Genomic DNA, 21698 nt, shown 5'->3' on the forward strand with positions numbered 1-21698 from the left:
ACATGATATTAGCAACAACATTTTCAGCTGGAGGATTAGCTGGTATGATTATTGGGATAATTATCGGTGCATTATTAATTGGAGGAATCGCTGGTTTCTTCATTACAAAAGCAATGGTAAAAAAACAATTAAAAGAAAACCCACCAATCAATGAAGCACAAATTAGAGCTATGTATATGTCAATGGGAAGAAAACCTTCTGAAGGTGACATCAGAAGAACTATGAATGCAATGAAAAAAGGAAAATAAGCAACAGCTTATTTTTTTTAATGTATAATAATATAAACAGAAAGGAGAATATACATATGACAAATCAAGCATTGATTAAATCATTACTTGTTCAATTAGCTAAATTAGCTACAAGTGATAAAATTAGTAAAAAAGATATTATCAAAGTTAATATGTTGTATTCAACTTTAACTTTGATGTCAATGATGAAAACTAAAAATCCAGATTTAATGAAATTAGTTAAATTGGAAAGTAAAAATTTAAATTTAAATGTTAAACCTTTAATTAAGGAGAAAAATAAAAAATAAACTTCGGTTTATTTTTTTTAGCAAAAATAAACGAATTTATAAGTGGAGATATAGTTGAATTAGTGCGAGAATCAAAAAATAAATTAAGTAAATACAATTAATTCAAAGAAAAGAAGAAGTATAAAATTAAATATTTAAAAAAAATAAATAAAAAATTAGTTTATAAGTAAACTAATTTTTAAATTCTATATTAAGTTGATTTGTGAAATCTTCTTTGGTGTTTGTGCTAACTTGTTCGAAATTTTTTCAAATGCAATCTTCGATTCCGATTTGATTTAAAATAGATTTAATTAATATCGAATTTACTGGATCACCAAATTCTTCACATAAAGCTTTAGTTGTTCTTTGACTTGTAGTATAAATGATAGCACTTTTAATGCAATCTAGTTTTTTAACTAGATTGCCGTTTTTATATTCTCAAGCAAACCCAGATTTAAAAACTAAATCCATAAATCCCTTTGTGCTTGCGGGCATCAAGCTTCATCAAATTGGAAATATCATAATTAATTCATCTGATTCTAATAAATACTTTTGATATTTTTTAATATCATCTCTGCTAGTTTCACCTTTACTATATAATGCCAATTCTTCTAAAGAATAAACAGGATTAAAATTATCTTTATGAAAATCGACTAAATTGTATTCTTTACCTTCTTCTTTTAGTTTTTTGATTACTCTATTTAATATTTCTTTATTCAAACTACCATCATAAGGATGGTCAAATAGTATCGTTGTCTTTTTCATTTTCAATCTCCAATTTATATGATTATTTTGTTATGCTTTTTTTTATTTTGCTTAGCAATTTTATTATCTAATTTTATTTTATTTTTATAAGCGCGTTTTTCTTCTGGTGTCATTTTTTCAAAAGTAATTGGCTCAGTTTTTGCTTTGATACGTTTCATATTAGGAAAATGTCTTCAAGCAAGAATTGACATTCCAATAATAACAACAACTTGCATTTCTAACATTCCTGTTGCATAAGGTACAATTCCAGCATCAATCATGTATTGTGATTGGTTAATCGCTTTATGGAAAGCATTAAATCAAGCGAAAATGTAACCTTGTTCTCACGGACCTTGGTTTCAAACATCGTAAGCATTTCATAAATTTTCTGGTCTGTACATAGCACTTACATCAGTTATACCATGAATGTAAGGTATTCAAATCAAAGCACCAACAACCAATGCACCAGCAATTGAAGCGATACTTACTTTACGAGTAAGAGCTGCTAATGAAAATCAAACTATTAAAAATATTATTAAGTATAGATAGTTAATTACAAATAATAACCCTAGGAAACAACTAACTGCTTTACCACCTTTGAATTTATAGTATATGGGGAAACAATGTCCTATTAAAACAAAAATCGCTGGTATAAAATAACTGGTTTGTGAAAATAATTCATTTGGGATAGCTGATAAACCAACCGCTACTAAACTAGTTATTACAACTTTAAAGCCATCCAATACAACGGTTAAAAACCCTCAACCCTTACCAATTAATCTTGTTGTATTAGTAGCACCTGCGTTTCCAGAACCAGTTGTTCTAACATCAATTCCTCGTCTAATATTAACAATAACGATTGATCAAGATATACCACCAATGAAATATCCAACAATACACGCCAGTATTGTACCTAAATAAAACATATATACTCCTTTGTTTTCTCTATTTATTATTATAAAATAAATAAGATTAAATACAAATAAAAGGAGCGATATTATGAGTAAAAGATTTAGTGAATTGATAAGTATTGAAATGATCGCTCAAAGCTTATTCACTCAAGATGTGGAGTTAATGGATGTTGTTCCTGATGAACAAGTTTCTAATTACGCTAAGAATGAATTAAAATTAATTTATAAGAATAGTGATAAAATAAATGAAGTGGTTGACCAATTGGCAACATTAGCTGGTAAGTTAGCAGATAATAAAGATATTTCTTCTTATTTATATATTGACCAATATTGATCACGCTATTGATATTTAAATATGGTAAATAAAAATTATCTTAAATATACAAATGACTTTACTGAAGAACAAATTTTAGAAGAAGCTGGTTATACGTTTATAGATGTTTTTGCACCATTCTTTATTAATCTGATTGATCAGGAATTAAGTAATTATTTGGAAAACGTTATTAACAAATTAGACATAAGTGATTGAAATTTAGAAGTATCATCTAAATTAAATAAAATGGTTAATAACGGAATTGTTGCTGTTGAAGTAGTTGACAAAATTCAGTATGCAGAAGATATCATGGTTTATTTAAGTGATATGCAAGCTTTATTTGATAAATTGAACCTTGATGAAAATAATGATGATCATAATTTCTTCGTTTCTGAATCAAGACAACTAAGAACAAATTTATCAACATTAATTATCTTGATTCAAAAAGTGTTAGAAAAAATTATGATTGTAACGGAGGCTAAAAAATGCAAGTAGACCAAAATAAAACAGTTGAAGAATTATTAGAGGAAAATGAAATTCTTAAATCACAAAATGTTGAATTTGAAAAAATAGTTAAAGATATTAATAAAAAAATCATTTCTAAATTTTGATTATTATGATTAATTCCTATTGTTGGATGAGTTGTATTTGTAGCAATCACTTCTAAAAGAAGGCTACAACCAGAATTTAATGATGCTTTAGTAAAAGTAAAAACAGAAATTGCGACAAATGAATTTAAAATAATGTTAAATAACGCAAGAATCGAAAAAATTAAATAATCGTTGAATAATATTCTCAAATGAGATATTATTTTTTTATGGAGGAATATATGGAAAAAAGAAATATTGATGTACCAATTTTATTTAAAGTATCATTTATATTAGGAAATGCTGTTAAATATGTAAATGCAAAAATGAATCAAAAAGAAAATTTACCTAAAATTCATTTTTTAATTTTCATGTTGATTTTTTTAAAGCCAGGAATTAATCAAAATAAAATATCACTTGCCTTAGAAGTTGATAAAACAACTTTAAGTCGTATTATCATTAGATTAAAGGAACTTGGTTTAGTAACAAAAATTATGGATGCTAATAACCGTAGAAGTACAATTTTAAACGTAACTAAAAAAGGAGAAGCTTTAGCAAAAGAATTCACAATTCATTTAAACGAATATAAAGAAAAGATATTTACAGGAATTAATAAAAATATTTTGGATCAAGTTGAAAAGACTGTTAATATTCTTTTAGAAAATATTAAAGACCAAAAGTTAACATTTGAAGAGGAATATTTTAACTTTTAGAAAGATAATTTATGAAAAGAAATAACAAAAATGATAAAAGTATTTCTACTAGATTCAAAAATTGAATTTCTACTTTCCGAGAAGCAACAGTTGTTGAGTTTGAATCAAGAATTTTTATGTCTTGAAAAAGAATTATTAAATTCGTAGGTATTTCATTAGTCCCAATCATTTATGGTGTTGTTTGTGTTCTTGCTTTTTGAAATCCATTAAGTGGAATAGGAAATGCACCAATCGCAATTATGAATAATGACAATAGTATTATTTTAGTAACATCTCATGATGGAAAAAATTTAAAAATGGGTGCATTAGAAGATGAAAATGGTGAAATACTTGGAGTGAATGCTGATCAAAAAACAATGAATCAATATTTATATAATTTACAAAATGGTTTTGATTATACAGGTGAAAATATATTAGAAACTGTTAATTTAAATAGTAGTTCTACTCCAATTAATGTCGGAGAAAAAACAAAATTTCAAATAATTGATGTTTGATCAGTTATTAAAGAAAAACTTTTACCTAAAACAGATGAAAATATAAAAGATGAAGATTATATTTTTTCAACACCAGTTTTAGGAGATAAAACTGCTTTAACTGAAATACATTACATTACTAACTCACAAGAAATTGAGAAAGAATGACAATCAACTAAATATTATGGTCAATTAAAAATTGAAAAAAATTATTTAGCTAATTTAGTGGGATATTTTGGTACTTTAATATCTGGTGATGATAATAGTAAAATTGTTGTTGAACCAGGACAAACACCAGTTGAAGAATGAATAGAAATTTTAGAAAAAAATAAAATGCAGTTATTCACTACATTTGAAAGAAACTTCATGTTCGGATATTTAATGGACACATTTATGTCATTTGCTGATGGAATTGTTTTAAGATCAATACCAACTCTAGCAACAAATTTCTTAAGTGGATCTTTATTAAATTCACTTTCAACTAGTGGATGAATTTTGAACGAATCAATTAAACACGAAAATGAAATTCATTCAGAAATAAAATATAAAGATGATAAAGATTATATTTTAACAACTTCAGCTATTTTTAATGACAATCAAATAAATAAAAAAATGGCTAAATATTCAATTTTTGGAAACTATAAAAATGGTGAAACTCTACAAGAAGAAGATTATGGTATTTTTGCTAATTCATTAAAAGGAATTGTTGATTTAGGAGCTGATGTAATTAAAGATCTTTTAGAAAAATTATTACCAAACGCATCAGTTACTATTCATAATATTTTAAATGGAATTGTTGATATTATTATTAAAAACCAAAATCACATAACTTCTTTAAATTCAATTGGATACAAAATGTTTAATATTGGATCAACAGAATTTACAGATGAAGAAAACAAAATAATTGATTTTATCGGTCAAAAGATTTTCAAAATTAATGGTGATGAATTGAAAGAAGCTTTATTAAAATTCCAAAAAATCGATATAAGAAAAAATTACACAAAGCAAGAATTTGAAACTGTCGTTGATAGTGGTGTTCTAGCTAATACTGATTTGTTTTTTGGTGCAACTACTTTTAAAGAAATTCCTACCTTAATTATTGATAAAATTTCAGATGATATTACTGGAGGTTTATCACCTGATAGTATCATCGGAATTGAAATTCAAGGAAAAGAATTTGGACTATATGGAATTGGGTTAGGAATCTTCTTTTTAGTAATTGGACTATGAGTTGGTGTATTAATGCAAACATTTGTATTTGATAGAGGAAAACGTTTAGCCAAAGCAAATGCAAAACAATGATATTTATCTAAAACTGCAATGATGATTACGACCGTGATTATTCAAGCAACTCTTGAAATATGAGTTGTTTACGCAGTTGGTTGACATATATTAGGATTTTCTACAATGTGTCTAATATGGCTATGATTTATGGCCGCTGGAGTAATGTTTGTTATCTTGATTCAAGCCTTTTGATTCTTAGTCAAAGATGAAACGGTTGGTAAATTCTTAGTCGTTGTAATCATGGTATTATCACTTGCTGCTGGTGGTGGTACTTTCCCAGCATTCTCACAATTAGAATTCTTCCATATTGCTGGATACTTTGTTCCGTTTACATATGTTATAAAAGGATTTACAGCAATTGTGTATGGAACCACAATACCAAGTGGAGTTACTTTAGATACACAATTAGAAATACTTAAAAACTTTGGAATGTTCTTCGTTTATATTGTTCCATTACTAACATTAGGATTATTAGTTGGAGCAAAAAACAGACTTAGAGAAATGAATTACGGTAAATATTCAGGTAAAAAGGTAGTAATTGCTATGGAAGCTTTAGGAAGAGATGTTTCTCATTTTAGAATCAATGTTTCTAAACCTAATGCTAAAAAAATTAAATACAAATATGATTGAAAAGCTTTACCAAATGAATTTGATCAAGAACTATATATGAAATCAAGAGAGCTTTTTCCATTCGAAGGTGAGTTCAAATGACACAAAAATAAAAAACATGATTTTGTTCAAAAACCAAATTACTCTGATGAAGATCAAATATCTAGAAATGAATAAGAGGGAAACCTCTTTTTTGTTTTATCAAATCTTGGAATTGTATTTAGGCAAAATTGAATAAATGAGTAAAAAGTAAAGGTTGTGTTAAAAATAAAAATATTAATTTATGCAAAGCATTATTTTAACAAAACAAAATTAATATAAACAAAAAAATATTTTGAATAAAATTTTATGCTTTAATCATAAACGAAAGAGGTATAAATGAAAAAAGCGGGATTTTGAAGAAGATGAATAGCTAATTTGATCGATCTTTTATTAATAATTGTAACAATTGGTATAATGCTTATTGTCAATATAATTAAGTTTTTTAGAGGGAAACCAACATTTGGTAAAAAAACAGTTGGTATTTCTTATTCAGATAAAACAAGACAAGGAAAGTTATTTGGTTGCTTAATTTTACAATTCTTTTTACTTTTATTATTAGTTACAATAATTATTAATATTATTAAAATAGTTACTAAAAATGGTTCTTTTGCTGAAAATTGAGCAAATAACTTTTTAAAAATTGATTAATTAAATTATTAAAAATACATAAAACAAATGCATGGCATTTGTTTTATTTTTTTTAAATTGAAAGAGTGTGTTATAATTTAAAACATAATTGCGATTTAAATTTTGAGGAATGTTTTTTTATTTCAATTATAAAAAGAAAGAGATAAAATGAAATTTAATGAACTAAACTTACATGAGGATATTTTAAAAGCCTTAGAAAAAAACAAATTTAATGAACCTACAGAAATTCAAATCAAAGCAATTCCTGTATTTTTAGAAGGAAAGGATTTATTTGGTAAATCATCAACTGGTACAGGAAAAACCGCAGCCTTTGTTTTACCAATATTAAGTCAATTAAAATTAAACTTAAGAAAACCACAAGCTATTATTATGGCACCAACTAGAGAACTTGCATTACAAATTATGGATCAAGTTAAAATGTTTTCATCAAAAATGAAACACATTAATGTAGTGCCGATTATCGGTGGAGCACCAATGCAAAATCAAATCAACAGATTAAGAGATGCTCAAATTATTGTTGGAACACCTGGAAGAATTAACGACCACATCAATCGTAAAACAATTTGATTAGAAGATGTTCGTACAGTTATTTTAGACGAAGCTGATGAAATGTTGAAAATGGGATTCAGAAATGAAATCGATGCTGTATTTGAAGGTGTAGATCCAACTGGACAAGTTGGACTATTCTCAGCTACAAATAATGCAAAAGTGATGCAAATTGCTGATAGATATTTAAAAGATCCTGTTGTTGTTGAAATCGATAACGTAATCGAGGTAAACAACAACATCGAAAATACTTTTGTTTTCACAAAAGGATTTGACAAAAACGAATTATTATTAGCAGTATTTGAAAAACACGAACCAAAACGTTCAATTATTTTTTCAAATACAAAATCAATGACTGATAAAATTGCAAAAGTTTTAAGAGACGCTGGAATTAAAGCGGTTGTTATCAACGGTGATAAAAAGCAATCTCAACGTTCAAGAGCAATTCAACAATTTAAAAATAATGAATATCAAGTATTAGTAGCAACTGACGTTGTTGCTCGTGGAATTGATATCACTGGTATTGATTACGTAATCAATTACGATATTTCAATTGAAGATGAACACTTTGTTCACCGCATTGGACGTACAGGAAGAAACGGAACAACAGGATCATCAATTTCATTCATTCCCAATATTCCAACAATTAATCAAATGAAATCAATTCAAACTAAATATAAAATTGTAGTAACTGAAATTGATGCTGCTGAATATGGTGTGGAGAAAAAGAAAAAAGAAGCAAGTGGTCAATCATCTAATAAGATGGGAAATAACGGAAACTTTAGAAGTTCTAGATCTAAAAATGATTCTGGTCGTGGTGGAAGTAGAAATGGTCGTAATGACAGAAATTCTAGCAAAAGTTCAAAAAGTGGATCTAAAAATGGATCTAATGGATATGGTAGAGGCAAATCAAGTGATGGGTCAAAACCTAAACAAGGAAACAATTTTAAATCAAGTGATCAAAAAAGATCGAATGGTAAAAAGAAATCAAATTCAGATACAAGAATTAAATGATAATAAATAAAAACAGCCATTAAAGCTGTTTTTATTTTGGAAAGGAATTTATTAATCATTTTTCACTACAACATAGTAAGATAATAGCAAGAGGAATTTATGAAAAGAATTATTGAACCAATTGAAAATTATAAAAATGAAGTTAAACCAACACTTGAAACAGAAATTCAAAAAATGGTTCAAACAAAAATTGAAAAATCAAATATCGATTTAGAACAAAATAAGAAACAAGTAGCCGAAATTGATGAAACAACTAATTTAATACTTAGTCTTTCAAAAAATAAATCACTTTTAAAAACTTTTAGAATAATTTTAATAATATTGGGTATTGGTGCTTTGATATTGGCAATTTCGGGGTTTTATTCACTTACTTCTACAGTTTATGAAAAACCAACTTTATTTCAATTGCTTGCGACTATTTTAGGAAGTACAATTGCACTATTTTCTTTATTTTTCACCATCTTTTATTTAAATAAAAAAATTAAAGGTATCAATTTATCATTAGCAGATGAAACTGAATTAAATAAAAAATTAATTGATCAAGCTACAAAAAGCATAGCTGCTTTTTGTGAACAATTTCAACCAGAAGATACTTTAGAAATACTAAACAGAGCTGTGCCACAAATCAAATTAGATAAATTTAATACAGCTAAAAGAATGTCAGAAATGTTTGAAAGAGGATTTCCTGATCACAGTTTTGACAATGATATAACAACCAGATTTATACAAAGTGGAATTTTTGGTGAAAATCCTTTTATGATTTATAAAATTAATAAACATAAAATGAGCAGCGAAACTTATGTTGGATCAATTGTTATTTCCTGATCAGAAACATACACAAATACTCAGGGAGAACCTGAAACTAGAACAAGAACCCAAACATTAACCGCATCCTACACAGCACCAAAACCTTCTTATCAATTTGTTGATATTTTAACTTATATAAATGAATCGGTTCCGAGTGTTGATTTTGATAGAACAGTTGGTAAATATACTACGGAAAGAAAAATTGAAAAGAAATCAAAAGATATGAATATCGATTTCAATGCAATGTCCAATATTGAATTTGAATCAAAATTTAATGCTAAACGAAATGACGAAATTGGATTTAGAACACTTTTTAGTGCGCTAGCTCAAGAAAATATAGTCAAGTTAATTAATACTAACGATGAAGATGTTCAAGGAGACCATTTTAATTTTTGGAAAGAAGAAAATATTTTTTATATAACTTCTGATTGTTTAAACACAAATTTTGACTATAAAAATAAATATTATAGTCATTATAGTGCTCAAAAAGTAATTGATAAGTTTAAAAAATTTAATGAAAACTATATAAAAAACATTTATTTTTCTTTATCACCAATTATGGCAATACCAATTTTACAAGAAACATCATTAAGTGATTTATACACTTTTAATGAAAAAGATAAAATAAGTTATCAAGAAGCCGAATATTTAGCTCATTCAATTGATCCTCATCAGTTTTTTGGCAAAGATGTTGATGCTGAAGTTATTTGAAAAATAAGTAAATCAGATAATGATGAAAATACGATTGTGACAGGAATGAGTTATAACGCTTATGAACGAGTTCATCTTTCTCAACAATATGGACAAGATGGTGAATGACATACAGTTCCGGTTATATGATACGAGTACATTCCGATTGTTGCAAGTAAAGACATAAAGTTGGCGGATTTGAATGGCGTTTAACTTTATAGTGATAATATATAGATAAATAAGGAGTCAATATGGCAAATAAATTAGATGAAGTAACAGGAAATGTTAATACACAAGGAAGAGATATAAATGTTATTGAAAAACAATTACCAATGGAAGTTGGGACAGGAAGTAAAGTTTTTGAAATTATTTTATGATGTTTACTAATCATTCCTGGATTAATCTTTATGATTATGAAAATCAGTAAAAGAAATTATTTTTATAGTTTAGAGCAAAAAATTCAATCTGGAGCATCTGAAATTGATAATACATTAGAACAAAGAGTGATTGTTATGGAAAACTTAGCATCACTTGTTGCAAAATCAGTCGATTTAGATAAATCAACAATGACTGAAATTGCTGCTTTAAGATCAGGAGCAACTCATAATGATGTTCAAAGAAATGAAATTTCAAAACAAATCGATAATGTTTCAAATAAAATTAATTTGGCATTTGAAAACTATCCTGATTTACAAGCTCATGAATCAATCAAAAATGCAATGCAACAAAATATTGTTTTACAAAGAGAAATCTCAGCTGCTAGATCAAATTACAATAGTTTGGTTAGTCGTTGAAATCAAGATATTCAAGTTTGACCAACTGCAAAAATAGTTGCAGCTAAAGAAGGATTTACAACAAGAATTCCTTTTACAACTTCAGCAGAAATTAAAGCATCAGCTCGAAAAAACTTCTTTTAAAAATAGTAAATAAATATTTGTGCTAAAGATTAGTTTAGACTAATCTTTTTTATTTGAAAAGCTTGTGTAAAATACATTATAATTTAATTAAAGAGGATATATGAAAAAAATAAATTATAACGAAATGTTAATGATGTTATGAAATCAATCACCAACAGTTGCTGCTATTGGTGATTGAGGTAACTGAACTAATCAAGAAAAAAAATTATTTGATAGTTTATTAAAAACTGAAGAATTAGAAAAAGCAATCATTTTGATAAGCGATAATTACAATATTGAAAATACAATATCAGACAATATTGTTTTAAAATACGCAAGCGACCACGATATTAAATTAATTAATTGAAATTGTATGAAAGGTTTTGAAAGAAGCTATCAAAAAATAAAAAATGATTTAAATATTCGTAAGATTATTGTTAAATCTAACCAAAGTGATTTAAATCTTATTATTGAAGCTTTCGGAAAAGAAAATGTGATCGTTATTGATGTTGAAGCACAAGATTTAAATGATTTAAATCTTAAAGCAATGAAAGAAGCTTTATTAACTGGTGATTTAGAACAATATAAAAAATTATCTGGTGGTAATTTTACTTTTACTGGTCATGTTGTTAAAGGTAAACAAATCGGAAGACAAATTGGTTTTCCAACAGCTAACATTAATACTGAACATAAACTAAAAATTATTCAAGGTGTTTATTGAGTTAAAGTAACTTTACCAAATGAAGATTTTTTTAGATGAGGAATTGCTTCATTTAGAGATAATACTGATGGGGTTGAGGTTTTTGAAACAAATATATTAGATTTTAATAAGGATATTTACGGTTGAAGAATGGAAGTTGAATTAGTTAAATTCATTAGACCAAATACAAAAGTTAACTCTTTAGATGAATTAAAAGAGCTAATAGAAGCAGACAAAAATAATGCATTAGAATTTATTAAAAATTACAAATAAGGAGAAAATATGAAAAGTTACCCAATTTTAGGTTCACATGTTTCAATGAATGCAAAAAACAATTACTTGGTTGGTAGTGTTCAAGAGGCGATAAATGATGGGGCAAATACATTTATGATTTATACTGGTGCCCCACAAAACGCAAACAGAAAACCCGTTAGTGAATTTAAAATTGCAGAAATGAATCAAATGTTAGAAAATTCAAATATTGATAAAGCTCATTTAGTAGTTCATGCTCCTTATATAATTAATATTTCTAATCCCGTTAACCAAGATACTTGATTATTTGGAGTTGATTTTTTAAAAAAAGAAATACAAAGATGTGAAGCGATTGGAATTAATATTTTAGTATTACATCCCGGAGCATACACAAAAGGAACTGTTGAAGAAGGACTAGAAAAATTAATTGAAGGTTTAAACTTAGTTGCAGATTCACAAACAAATGTAAAAATCGCAATCGAAACAATGAGTGGAAAAGGAACTGAAGTTGGAATCACTTTAGAGCAAATTGGTTACGTAATTTCAAAAGTTAATGAACCATCAAAAGTTGGTGTTTGTATAGATACATGTCATATGAATGATGCTGGTTATGATTTGAGTAATTGAGCATCTGTTAAAAATAACATCGATCAAGCAATTGGTATTGAAAAAGTATTAGTGTTTCATTTAAATGATTCTAAAAATATAATTGGCGCAAATAAAGATCGTCATGAAAATATTGGCTATGGAACTATTGGGTTCGATATTTTAAGTGAAATTTTATATGATGATACTTTTAAAGAAATTCCGAAAATATTAGAAACTCCATACATCGGTGATCAATCACCATATAAGAGTGAAATTGCAGATTTGAAAAATAAAAAATTTACAGATTGAAGGATAAATATATCTAATTCATAAAAATAATGAGATAATTAATAATAAAATCAGGAGATACAAATGAAAAAAATTTTAGCTATTCTTGGAGCAATTACTTTAACAACAACAGCATCTAGTGTTGTTGTGTCTTGTGGTGATGCAAAAACTATTGAAAAAAAATATCACGATGTTACATCAATTAAATCAGATTCTTTTAGACCTAATCTAACAAACGGAAATGTTAAGTTAGATTCATTGACTGGTCATACAGATTGAATTAAAGGAAACATCGCTAATTCATTTGGTAAAAATTCTCAAAAAGCTTGAGATGATCTTCAAACTGCAGAAATTGTTTTTGAATATAAGCCATTTGCTGAATGAACATATTTAGATGAGTCTAAAGTTACGGGAGATCAGCCTGTAGAAATTAGAATGTATATAAAAAATGCTACTTCTAGATCTGAAAGTATTAAATTTGAATGAATTAAAACTCCAGATCTAGCAACTGTTGTAGAACCAGGAAAAATTGATTTAAGTTGAAGTAATGGTCCAGACCATAAGGAGTTTTTAATAGAAACCCATGAAGAAATAGGTAAACTACAAAAAAATATGGCGCATGTTGGAGGTTGACAAGAAGCTTCTGATGAAGAAAGAATTAACTTTTTAAAATATAACTATTCATATTCTTCAAGTTTTATAAAATCTCTTTCTAGATCTCTTTCTGAAATGGTTTTAAATAATTACGGTTTTACAGATGAAATATTTACATCACCAAACTTTGAATACAAATATTTAAATCAACAACTAGAAGATAATTTTTATAAAAATGATAATAATTTTAAACAATTATTTAAATTGTGAACAAATCCAAACGAAATTGGCGACTTCATTTTTGACTTCGGAACTGCAAACGGTAAGCCAGTAACTTTAACATTTACAAAATAATAGAAAGGATAGGAATTACATGACAAATATAGATGATAAATTAGAACAAGAGAGATTAGATGATCAGTTTGTTGAAAATTTATTAAACAGTAATGGTTCTTCATTAACTTCTCGAAGAAAAATATTAATTTCAATGTTTTATCGTTACGAATTAGGTAAACATACTTATGAATATATCCAACAAGATATTTTAGATGAAAATCAATTTAAAATCGATGAATCAACTTCTAAAGTGGCGAATGATATTAATGATAAATGAAATGAAATTGTTGATGAAATAGAATCTAAGTTAGCTGACAAATGACATTTTGATAGAATTCCTGCCTTAATTAGATCAATTTTAATTGTTGGAGTTTATGAAATTAAGTTCACCGATACTCCAAAAGCAGTAACAATTAATGAAATGGTTTCGTTAACTAAAACTTTTGAACCAGATTATAATTTTAAATTTGTTAATGGATTATTAGATAAGGTTAATAAAATTTAATATGGAACAATTTATATTTTCAGTTAAAGAATTAAATTCACTTATTAAAGAAGGAATTGAAAACAACAATACATATAGAAACATAAATGTGACTGGTGAAATAAGTAATCTTACTTTCAATAAATCAGGGCACATTTATTTTTCTATTAAAGATACTTCTTCATCAATAAATTGTATGATTTGAAGTATAAATGCTGATAAACTAAGAAAAATTAATCCTAAAGAAGGAATGAAAATTACTTGCACAGGTAGACTAACTTATTACATACCAACTGGAAGGGTGAGTTTTGAAGTTAATGATATAAAACTTGATGGTATTGGTGAATTGCAAATTATTTATCAACAAAGAAGAGAACAACTTGCAAAAGATGGTTGATTTGATAATTCATTAAAGAAACCAATCACTAAAAATCCGAAGGCAATTGGTATTGTAACTGCAGATACAGGTGCTGCTGTTCATGATCTAATCACAACTATTAAAAGAAGAATGCCAAGTGTTGATATTTTTCTTTTTCCTTCTCAAGTTCAAGGAGAAAAAGCGCAATTTGATATTGCTGCTAAAATAAAACAAGCAAATAATTTTGAAATTAAGCTTGATACATTAATTGTTGGACGTGGTGGTGGAAGTTATGAAGATCTTTGATCTTTTAATGAAATGGCTGTTTTAGAAGCAATTAGAAATTCAAATATACCAATTATTTCGGCTGTTGGACATGAACCTGATTTTACATTAGCCGATGAAGTGGCTGATTTAAGAGCAGCAACTCCAACTGCAGCTGGTGAAATAGCAACGAGTGATATTCAAGAATTGATTAGGGACTTAGCTTATCATTATCAAAATAATAAAAAAATGATCAGCAATCTTTATCGATTACACTTAGAGATAATAAATAAAACGTCAATTGAAGATACTAATAAATTGAAATTTATTATTCATAGAGAAGAAATTAATTTTAATAGAACAATAGAGTATTTCATTAATAACACCAAAAATATTATTAAACATGCAAATAACTATATGGAAAATCTTCAACAGACAAATTTTTTAACTATTGATAATATACTTAACAAACAAACTGAGCAGATAAAAAATCTAGAAGAAAAAAATCAAATATTGAATCCAAAAAAACCTCTTGAAAAAGGTTTTGTTCTGTTAAGAAATCAAAACAAGAATATTATTAAATCAGTAAACGATTTAAACATCGATGAAGAATTTGAATTAGAACTAAAAGACGGAAAAATAAAAATAATTGTAAAGGAAATTAATCATGGAAAATAAAGATAAAAAATACGATCAATTAATTAAAGAAATAAAAGAAGATACTAATAAGCTATCTTCAACAGAAATAACAATGGAAGAAGCAATGGAGTTATTTGAAAATAATTTAGAAAAAATTTCTTTAGCTAAAACTCAACTTGAAGAATACAAAGGTAAAATTAAAAAAGTTTTAGCTGATAATATGATTGAAAATTTTGAATAATATGAAAATTAGATTAGATGAAATTTTAGTTAATCAAAACTTAGCAGAAAATCGAAGTAAAGCAAAAGCGATGATTAAAGATCAAAAAATTATTTATATTAATAATAAACAAATTACTAAACCAGGCATGTTGTTCGAAAATGATATTGAAATAGAAATTAAAGGCGAAGAAAATCATTATGTTTCTCGAGCTGGATTAAAATTAGATAAAGCTATCAAAAAATGAGAAATTAATTTAAATAATTTGATTTGTATGGACATCGGTGCATCAACTGGTGGTTTTACTCAATGTTGTTTAGAAAACGGCGCTAAAATGGTTTATTCGGTTGATGTTGGTCAAGATCAACTCCATGAATCATTAAAAAATAATTCTAAAGTTATAAATATTGAAAAATATAACTTTAGAAATGCTAACGTTGAAGATTTTTCCGAAGTGATTGATTTTATTTGTTGTGATGTAAGTTTTATTTCGGTTGAAAAAATATTAATTCCTTTAAAGAGTATTTTAAAAGATCAAGGATTAGGTGTTATTTTAATTAAACCTCAGTTCGAATCAGAAATTAGCGAAGTAAAAAATGGTAAAGTTAATTCAAAAGAAATTCATTTAAAAGATATTCATAAAGTATTTAAATATGCAACAAATAATGGCTTTAGTGTTTTAGATTTAACTTTTTCACCAATTAAAGGAAACAAAAAACAGAATATTGAATATTTAGCTTTAATTAAAAAAGAAAATAAACCATTTGTTTCAATTACAGATGAAAATATTAACGTAGTAATCAATCAAGCATGACTAATATAGGAGGCATCGTATGAGTAAAAATACAAAAGTTATTTTTCACTTAGATATGGATGCTTTTTTTGCTTCTTGTTTACAAATGAAATATCCACAATACAAAAATAAGCCGATTGTTGTTGGTATTAATAGTAAAAGAAGTATAATTACGACTTCTAGTTATGAAGCCCGTAAAAAGGGCGTTAAAACGGCAATGCCGATATACAAAGCTTTAGAATTATGTCCAGAATTAATAGTTGTAGAGCCTGAGTATGATTTATTTACTAAAACTAGTCAAAAGATATGAGAACTATTATTTAATCGATTTACAAATAAAATAGAAGTAGCTTCAATTGATGAATGCTATATTGATGTTACTGATATTTGAAAAGATTACGGAACTGTTAAAAGTCTTGCTTTAAAAATTCAAGAATCAATTTATCAAGAACTAGATATTACTTGTTCTATTGGTATTAGTGAAAATAAATTTTTCGCTAAAATGGGAGGAAAATTACAAAAGCCAAATGGAGTAACCATTCTTACTAAAAATGTATTTTTTGAAAAAATGTGAAATTATCCAGTTAGAGAAATGTTTGGTGTTGGAATCAGAACAGCTCAAGCATTTGAAAGTTTAAACATTAAAACGATTAAAGATTTGGCACTATCAGATGATAAATTTCTTAAAGATAATTTTGGTGATAATGCTTTAAAAATTAAAATGAATGCTCTAGGTGAGGGCAGCAATATTATAAAGTTGGAAAATAATGATTTAAAATCTATTTCAAATGAAGTTACATTAGATTTTCCAACCGATGATGTTAAAGAAATTGAAGACATAATTAGACAAATTTCAGCGCACGTTAGTGAAAGAGCTTTAAGAAGAAGAGTGAAAGCTAGAACTGTTGCAGTGATTTTGAAATATTACAAAAAATATGAAGTGTTTGATAAAGTAGATCACATTAAACACAATCGAAAGCAAGTAACTTTAACAGATTACACTAATAGTTATGAAATCATTGCAGCAAATGCAATATCTTTATTTAACGATATTTATCAATCTGATAAAAAAATTCTATTGATAGGTGTGGGAATTGATAATATTAAAAAAGAAAATAAAATATATGATCAATTAAACTTTACACATGATGATTTTTATAAAAAAGATAATCATGAAATTAAAAATATTGTAAGAGATTTATCATCAATCAAAATAATGACTGGAACAGAATATGAAAAGACTGTTGATGAAAATAAAGCTCAAGGAAAATATTTAAAAAACTACGATACTCATATTACTAATAAAAAAATTAGAAACAACAGAAAAAAAACTAAGTAATAAAATTACTTAGTTTTTTTAACAATTTCTAAAATATCTAAGGTGCTCAAATTTAAGTTGTCTGCATTGATCTCTAAATCAAATTTAAAATTCTTGATCAGTTCTTTTTGTTGTTCGATAATTTTGATCACTTGTGCTTTATCAACATTATCTCTTTTTATTACTCGATCAATGTTGATTTCATCATTAGAAGTACTTATTTTTATCATTTTATCAATATTAAGTATATTTAAAACCGGTAAAATTGCTCCATCAATAATTACATTCTCTTGATCAATTTCTTTTAACGTTTCTTCTTTAATTTTTGGTCATAAAATTATATTAATTTGATTAGCATATTTTTTATTTAAAAAGAGTTTATTTCTAAAAGCACTACGATTTAAAACTTCGTTACTAAATATTGATGCATCATTTTTTTTTAATTCATTTAATATTTTTTCATTGCTTAAAACTTTTTTAGAAATTTCATCCAATTGTATCAATTTATATCCTGACTGTTCTGCTAAATATTTTGCTATTGTAGATTTTCCTGAACCGATAATTCCATAGATGCCGATTATCATATTATCAACCACCCCTACTTAATAAACTCAATTCTTTTTCAGCAGATATTTTAGTAGCGGTTATAATAAGTCTTGAGTTTTTATCTACAACAAAATAAACATCAGTATTAGATGCTCTAATATACTCATTATTTCCAACTTCAAAACTTCTTGTTGAATATTTGATGTGTTTTAAAACTTCTTCTTTAACTTTAAATTCTTCAACATCTTTCATATTTAATCTTTCTCTTATACGTTGTAAACCGTGATGTGAAAATTTTACATTATGTTTATAGTAGTAACTCATATATAACCCTCTAAGAATATTATATAACATCTACCCCCAGCACAACTTCTTTTAATTCTCTTAATGTTTTGTTTAAAGAGTTCATCATTTTATTTCTTGATATACCAAGAATAGCGGTGATGTCTTGCTTTTTTTCACCATAAATGTATAAATCAAAAATTTGTTTATCAATTTCGTTAGTATTTTTATTTTTAAAATATCATTCAATTGTTGATCTTAACGAAAACTCTTCATCGATATTTATGTTTTGATCATGAAATTCATCTTTGTCAAATAGTCCAGAATAAGCAACATTAACAACACGATGTTTGTTTGTTAAAAATTTGATTGACATATCCATACACTTTCAATAAATAGAATCAATTAAAAAAGATATATACGTTTTTCTTTTCCCTTTCGTATGATAGATTTCTAAACTTTCCTCAAATGCTAATCAACCAATATGTTCGTAGTCTTGACGCTCTAAGGCTGGAGCTGATAGCTTTGAATACGCTTTACTAATTGCAAAATTAATAACCTTTTTTAAGGCATTATAAAATCTGATTTTATCTTCTGGTGATAAATTTCTAATGTCTTGTTTTAAAAAATACTCAATATCATCCAAGTTCTTTTTGTTTTTTGTTTTGTTTTGCTCTGTTTGCATAGTTTTTCCTTTTACAAATTCACATAAACATTATATTTGTATTTAGGAAAATAAAAAAGGAATTATTCACTCCCTTTTTTCCCGTTTTTAAATGTTTTCTCAATTCATAGACTAAATTTAGATTTTTCTTTAATTTCTACATCATCTTGGAATAGAGTTGGATCCATTTCATATTTTCCACCTTGTAAGAATGATGCAGTTGCTTTTTGATATTCTAAGTTTGCACGTGCATTTTTTTCTCTATCTGGTTTTGGGTTAGCAATTATTAACATAACTCCAATCACGATTGATAATGAAATAAATACAATAGCTACAATCATTAAGATTGATGCTGTATTAAACATTGTGCTTACGCCATCTTGTTGCATTACTGCATTTCATAAATCTGAAGGTTTTCCATCTAATATGAAATAATAGTCTAAAGTTTTAAATAGTTTACCTCAACTATTTTCAAAACCATCAAGATTAACAAATCCTGAAATTGTGAAGATTGACATACCGAAGAACATAATCATGAACATAATTGACATAATTCCTGTTCTGTATCTTGTTCTATCACTTTTGTGTTGTCTGAAGGCTCCTCCACATATATATAGAGTTGGTAATATATAGAAGAACATTGAAAATCAATTCATAAATCCAATTTGAGCACTAATTGAAATATTATTGAACAATTTTAATTGATTATCACTTAATTTTTCCCCTTCATCAGAAAGAATTCAAGTATTATTAGTTCCGCTAGTTATAGCATCAATAATACCATCATGCATATCTATTTTAGCAGTATTAACATAAACTAAACCAGCAACTAAGAAGATTGATGCTAATACAGTTAAGATAGCCAAAACTTTCTTCATGATTGGCATTCATTTAGGTTTTCTATCAAATGGGTAGTATCTGATATCTTGCATTGGGTGAATTGGCATGTTTTGGAACATAGTTGGATCAATACCTTGACCCATACCACCCATATTTGGACCACCCATAAATGGGTTTTGTTGATTAAAATTTGTTTGTTGATTTTGATTTACTTTAATATTTTCAGCGTCAACTTTTTGGCTTTCAGCATTCATATTTTGATCACTTGGATTTTCAGTTTTTGTTTTTTCAGCTGTTTCTTTAGCTTCATTTTCTTTTTGAATTTTAATCACTTCATCAGTTAATACTGAATTAGCTTTTAAAGTTTCGAAAGTAAATTCACTTACGTTAGTTAATTTTGTTTTAGTAACACGATATTCTTTAACTGCAAATGTTAATAAATCATTATAATCATTTTCAATTTCATCAACTAATTTTACTGATTTTTCAATTCTTAAATTTGTTGATTTAGTCACTTTTAACAATGCTTTACCGAATGATTTAGCTCATTGTAATTCATTAAAAGTAGTGTTATTGTTTAATTCTAATGCTAAAAGGTTATTAACTTGTTTCAATACTAATTTTCTTCATTTAGAATCAGTTGATAATTTATATCTTAATTTATCGTGTTTAAAAACGTTGTTTAAAGCTATAACTATTTGTTCATATACTTTAATTGGTTCCATGTTTCCCTCATATTTCTTATAAATTGATATTCAGGCATCACTTTTTGATCCATCTTACCATTCATTATTTCTGTTTGTATTTTATATAACAATTTAATTTTATCATTTAATTGTCTTATTTTGATATCGTTAGCATTGATTGCTAATTTTACTCTATATGGATTTGCTGAAAGTTTTTCAGCAATTACAGCCATTGTTTTACCTTGTTGATAAAGAATTTTAACATCTCTCATGAAAGAGATATTTGCATTCATTAAATTTAATAGTCCAATTTGTTCATCATTTAATAAGATAAAGTCTTTATAAAGTTTTAAAAATCGATCTATATCATTTTTAATAAATGCATCTGAGATTGCAAAAATATCATTTTCAACATATTTAGTGATGTTATCCAAAACAACTTGTTCAGTTAACTCGTTCGAGATCGCTGATAGTTTGATAACTTCATTAGTGATTATTTGTAAATCTAACGGTAGATTATTCATAACTACTTTAATTATACTTTGATCAATGATTTTATTTTCTCTTTTAAATAAAGTTTCGATGTATTTTATAATTTGTGGTTCATCTAAAGGTGGAATATTTTGAACCTCGCAAACTTCTTGAATGTATTTAGCTAACTTTAATTTTTTAGAAAATTTATCACTATTCAAAGTAAAAATAACTTCATTATTAGATTTATTTTTTAAAATGTATTCGTTCAATTTACTTTCGCTGAAATTCTTATGTAAAGTTATTTTTTGTTCATTAACAAAATATGCATCTTTAATGACCACAATTTTTGGTTCATTAAATAATGACATTGAGTTAACTGTTTCGATAATCATATTAAAATCATCATCAATCAAAGATAACTCAATAACTTCATATTGATCATTAAAATTAATTTGTTTAATTAACTTACCAACAGCCTTTTTTAACAAAAAAGAATCTACAGAATATATAAAACGCATACACCCTCCACTCTTATATTTATTTTATCTTTTTTTATGTAATATTTATCTTTTTTTGCTATA

General features: G+C 26.4%; 25 protein-coding genes. 18 read left to right on the forward strand and 7 right to left on the reverse strand.

Annotated elements, in window-relative coordinates; all coding sequences use genetic code 4:
- Positions 1-2: 2 nt before the first annotated feature.
- Positions 3-248: a YneF family protein gene (locus T347_RS0102055; RefSeq protein WP_031542792.1), complete on the forward strand. Its 246-nt coding sequence runs from the start codon at positions 3-5 to the stop codon at positions 246-248.
- Between the two features lie 56 nt (positions 249-304).
- A complete protein-coding gene (locus T347_RS0102060; protein ID WP_031542793.1) occupies positions 305-535 on the forward strand; it encodes a hypothetical protein in 231 nt (76 codons plus the stop codon).
- A gap of 171 nt (positions 536-706) precedes the next feature.
- Here the strand turns inward: T347_RS0102060 and T347_RS0102065 are convergent, their stop codons facing one another.
- The gene (locus T347_RS0102065; RefSeq protein ID WP_031542795.1) at positions 707-1279 is read right to left on the reverse strand and encodes an NAD(P)H-dependent oxidoreductase; all 573 of its coding nucleotides are present in this window, start codon (positions 1277-1279) and stop codon (positions 707-709) included.
- 14 nt (positions 1280-1293) lie between these two features.
- Positions 1294-2184, reverse strand: a complete 891-nt coding sequence (locus T347_RS0102070; protein ID WP_084323935.1) for a glycerol-3-phosphate acyltransferase — start codon at positions 2182-2184, stop codon at positions 1294-1296.
- A 73-nt stretch (positions 2185-2257) separates the two neighbouring features.
- On the opposite strand from T347_RS0102070, the gene T347_RS0102075 reads away from it, so the two are divergent.
- From T347_RS0102075 to T347_RS0102150, 16 genes are all read left to right on the forward strand, one after another.
- Positions 2258-2977: a hypothetical protein gene (locus tag T347_RS0102075; protein WP_031542799.1), complete on the forward strand. Its 720-nt coding sequence runs from the start codon at positions 2258-2260 to the stop codon at positions 2975-2977.
- A complete protein-coding gene (locus T347_RS0102080) occupies positions 2968-3261 on the forward strand; it encodes a hypothetical protein (protein ID WP_031542801.1) in 294 nt (97 codons plus the stop codon). The genes T347_RS0102075 and T347_RS0102080 overlap by 10 nt, the downstream gene beginning before the upstream one ends.
- 50 nt (positions 3262-3311) lie before the next feature.
- Entirely contained in the window at positions 3312-3782 is a 471-nt protein-coding gene (locus tag T347_RS0102085) for a MarR family winged helix-turn-helix transcriptional regulator (RefSeq protein WP_031542803.1), read from the forward strand.
- An 11-nt stretch (positions 3783-3793) separates the two neighbouring features.
- A complete protein-coding gene (locus T347_RS0102090) occupies positions 3794-6325 on the forward strand; it encodes an ABC transporter permease (RefSeq protein WP_031542805.1) in 2532 nt (843 codons plus the stop codon).
- Between the two features lie 201 nt (positions 6326-6526).
- Positions 6527-6838: an RDD family protein gene (locus T347_RS0102095; RefSeq protein WP_031542807.1), complete on the forward strand. Its 312-nt coding sequence runs from the start codon at positions 6527-6529 to the stop codon at positions 6836-6838.
- Between the two features lie 147 nt (positions 6839-6985).
- The gene (locus T347_RS0102100; RefSeq protein WP_051636026.1) at positions 6986-8401 is read left to right on the forward strand and encodes a DEAD/DEAH box helicase; all 1416 of its coding nucleotides are present in this window, start codon (positions 6986-6988) and stop codon (positions 8399-8401) included.
- Between the two features lie 96 nt (positions 8402-8497).
- Complete coding sequence (locus tag T347_RS0102105; protein ID WP_031542811.1) at positions 8498-10108, forward strand: MAG1210 family protein; 1611 nt, start codon at positions 8498-8500, stop codon at positions 10106-10108.
- A 38-nt stretch (positions 10109-10146) separates the two neighbouring features.
- On the forward strand, positions 10147-10812 hold the full coding sequence (locus T347_RS0102110) for a LemA family protein (RefSeq protein WP_031542813.1): 666 nt from the start codon (positions 10147-10149) through the stop codon (positions 10810-10812).
- A 100-nt stretch (positions 10813-10912) separates the two neighbouring features.
- Complete coding sequence (locus T347_RS03815; protein WP_051636027.1) at positions 10913-11764, forward strand: riboflavin kinase; 852 nt, start codon at positions 10913-10915, stop codon at positions 11762-11764.
- Positions 11765-11773: 9 nt separating this feature from the next.
- Positions 11774-12664 (forward strand): deoxyribonuclease IV, encoded by an 891-nt coding sequence (locus T347_RS0102120; protein ID WP_031542817.1) that lies wholly within the window; start codon positions 11774-11776, stop codon positions 12662-12664.
- Positions 12665-12703: 39 nt separating this feature from the next.
- A complete protein-coding gene (locus T347_RS0102125; RefSeq protein WP_031542819.1) occupies positions 12704-13567 on the forward strand; it encodes a lipoprotein in 864 nt (287 codons plus the stop codon).
- A gap of 19 nt (positions 13568-13586) precedes the next feature.
- Positions 13587-14054 carry a transcription antitermination factor NusB gene (gene nusB, locus T347_RS0102130; RefSeq protein ID WP_084323937.1) on the forward strand — a complete coding sequence of 156 codons (468 nt, stop codon included), beginning with the start codon at positions 13587-13589 and terminating at the stop codon, positions 14052-14054.
- A gap of 1 nt (position 14055) precedes the next feature.
- On the forward strand, positions 14056-15333 hold the full coding sequence (gene xseA / locus T347_RS0102135; protein ID WP_031542822.1) for an exodeoxyribonuclease VII large subunit: 1278 nt from the start codon (positions 14056-14058) through the stop codon (positions 15331-15333).
- Entirely contained in the window at positions 15323-15535 is a 213-nt protein-coding gene (gene xseB / locus T347_RS0102140) for an exodeoxyribonuclease VII small subunit (protein ID WP_031542824.1), read from the forward strand. The genes xseA and xseB overlap by 11 nt, the downstream gene beginning before the upstream one ends.
- A 1-nt stretch (position 15536) precedes the next feature.
- Entirely contained in the window at positions 15537-16337 is an 801-nt protein-coding gene (locus T347_RS0102145; RefSeq protein ID WP_031542826.1) for a TlyA family RNA methyltransferase, read from the forward strand.
- A gap of 10 nt (positions 16338-16347) precedes the next feature.
- A complete protein-coding gene (locus tag T347_RS0102150; protein WP_051636028.1) occupies positions 16348-17646 on the forward strand; it encodes a Y-family DNA polymerase in 1299 nt (432 codons plus the stop codon).
- A gap of 5 nt (positions 17647-17651) precedes the next feature.
- Here the strand turns inward: T347_RS0102150 and coaE are convergent, their stop codons facing one another.
- The 5 genes from coaE to holA form a co-directional block, all read right to left on the reverse strand.
- Positions 17652-18209 (reverse strand): dephospho-CoA kinase, encoded by a 558-nt coding sequence (gene coaE / locus T347_RS0102155; RefSeq protein ID WP_051636029.1) that lies wholly within the window; start codon positions 18207-18209, stop codon positions 17652-17654.
- Between the two features lies 1 nt (position 18210).
- Positions 18211-18495, reverse strand: a complete 285-nt coding sequence (locus T347_RS0102160; RefSeq protein WP_031542833.1) for a hypothetical protein — start codon at positions 18493-18495, stop codon at positions 18211-18213.
- Between the two features lie 19 nt (positions 18496-18514).
- Positions 18515-19138, reverse strand: a complete 624-nt coding sequence (locus T347_RS0102165) for a hypothetical protein (RefSeq protein WP_031542835.1) — start codon at positions 19136-19138, stop codon at positions 18515-18517.
- 62 nt (positions 19139-19200) lie between these two features.
- Positions 19201-20682, reverse strand: a complete 1482-nt coding sequence (locus T347_RS0102170; protein WP_031542836.1) for a hypothetical protein — start codon at positions 20680-20682, stop codon at positions 19201-19203.
- The gene (gene holA, locus T347_RS0102175; protein ID WP_051636030.1) at positions 20652-21635 is read right to left on the reverse strand and encodes a DNA polymerase III subunit delta; all 984 of its coding nucleotides are present in this window, start codon (positions 21633-21635) and stop codon (positions 20652-20654) included. Before holA ends, T347_RS0102170 begins: the two co-directional genes overlap by 31 nt.
- Between the last annotated feature and the right edge of the window lie 63 nt (positions 21636-21698).

This window comes from Mesoplasma photuris ATCC 49581 (assembly GCF_000702725.1).
Taxonomy (GTDB): domain Bacteria; phylum Bacillota_I; class Bacilli_A; order Mycoplasmatales; family Mycoplasmataceae; genus Tullyiplasma; species Tullyiplasma photuris.